This is a genomic window from Neisseria sp. P0009.S010 (assembly GCF_051958545.1).
Classification (GTDB): domain Bacteria; phylum Pseudomonadota; class Gammaproteobacteria; order Burkholderiales; family Neisseriaceae; genus Neisseria; species Neisseria subflava_A.
Window position 1 is genome coordinate 363,620 of sequence record NZ_JBQCVH010000001.1, and the last position, 1,852, is coordinate 365,471.

1 protein-coding gene is annotated in these 1,852 nt (G+C 48.4%); it reads left to right on the forward strand.

The genetic code is table 11. The features are described 5' to 3' along the window. Positions 1 to 1,621, forward strand: a 1,621-nt coding sequence (locus tag ACTHSN_RS01730; protein ID WP_440365023.1) for a transferrin-binding protein-like solute binding protein, incomplete at its 5' end; no start/stop codon positions are given. Positions 1,622 to 1,852: the final 231 nt, after the last annotated feature.

Consider the following 1,852-nt stretch of genomic DNA (forward strand, 5'->3'; position numbering starts at 1 on the left):
AGCTGAAGACGCTAAGAAAGCTGAAGAGGCCAAGAAAGCTGAGGAAGCTAAGAAAGCCAATGAGGCCAATTCAGGTCAAGGTTTTGGCGGTGAAGGCAAAGTAATGAGCAAGGCTTTGGATGGCGGTGTCTTGGTAGCGAAAAAGCGTGAAACCGGCGATTTGGAATATGCCAAAACCGAAGCTCCGACTGCTTCGGATAAAAACAGCGTCGTACTTGATGGTGTCGCCATTAATACCAAAGACGTTAAAGCAGGTGAGTTCACGTTGGGCGAAAGAAGTACGAACGGCGGTAAAGCCGATGCAGCACAATATGCGGTACACAGCGGCGACCTGCTGCCTGACGTTCGTTACGGCGGTGTTGCCGATGTCAGCGATCTGCGTGATGTGAAACAGGCGTTGTTTGTCCAAGGCACGCCATCAGGCAGCGATACCGTTGCAGCCCAAAGAGGGGATGCAACCTATAAAGGCATCGGCCTGCATTTCCCAAACGGACTGCCGATCGATACAAGAGGTCTGCAAGAAATTTTTGAAACCGGTTCGCAAGCCAAGCTGGCCAATCTGTATTCTGCCGCCAAAGCAACCGATGTTACCGCAAGAGTCAATTTCGACCAAAAAACCATCAATGTCGGCATCAACCGCTATTCCGATCAAACGGTTGGCGGTGGTAGCGGTGGCGATAGGATTGCAGGTGTCGTCAAATCCAATGCGCGCGATATGGCGGAAAATTTGTCTTTCAATGGCGATTTGCACGGCAACACCTTCTCCAACAAGCAAGGTACGATGCAAGGCGGATTCTTTGGCGCGAAGGCAGACCAACTTGCCGGTACATATAGTGCGGCAGGCAAAAACCAACGTGATGAAGACGTAGTGGCGCGCGGTGTGTTTGGTGCAAAACGCCAAGATGCGGCAGCTCAAGCAGGCGGACAGCCTGATGCGCCGGTTGCCAAACCTGATGCGCCCGTAACCAAACCTAAAGATGATGCCGCCGCAGCTGAATTGAAAAAAGGTGAAACAGGCGAGCAATACTTCTTATCGAATATCGCCGATTTGACCAAAGTCGTTATCAACGGTACGACAATCGCTTTGTCACCTGTTACCAACAAGCTCTATCGAACTGAATTGGGTTCGGACTACAAATCGTTTGTTGCTTCAGGCAATTTGAGCAATGTTGTCTTCGGTGCGGCAAAACTTGCCGATAATGCCTACTCCTTGTTTGTTCAGGGGGTAATGAGTGCCTCTCTACCGTCAGGGACAGCCAAGTATGCCGGCGATGTGTTGAATTTCCGTGCCCGCAACTTGGATAATAAGGAAAACTGGGTGGGTGATACAGGAGGCTACCGTACTACCGGTTCGTTTACCGCAGATGTCAACTTCGATACCAAGACTATCGCAGGTAAAATCAATAGTGGTGACAGATGGTTCATGAATGAACGAGCCTTTACTGCAGATATTACAGGCAGCAGCTTTAACGGTAAATGGACTTCTTCAGATGCACAAGGCTCTGTAACTGGCGGATTCTACGGTGACAAAGCTGCCGAAATGGCGGGACGATACAGTTATCATGACAAAGAAGATAAAAGTAACAATGCCTTCGGTGTATTCGGCGGCAAAAAACAATAACTGTCTGTTTAAGCTGAAAACAAACCGCTCGAAAGGGCGGTTTGTTTTTGATCGGATAGGATTTTCAGACGACCTTTTACGGTAACAACAATCTAGAGAGCAATTTACCCGCTAAAAGGTCGTCTGAAAACCTTGAATCTTATTTTCAGATAATCTGAGACCTTTGCAAAATTCCCCAAAATCCCCTAAATTCCTACTAAGACATTTAGGGGATTTTCCATGACCACCTTC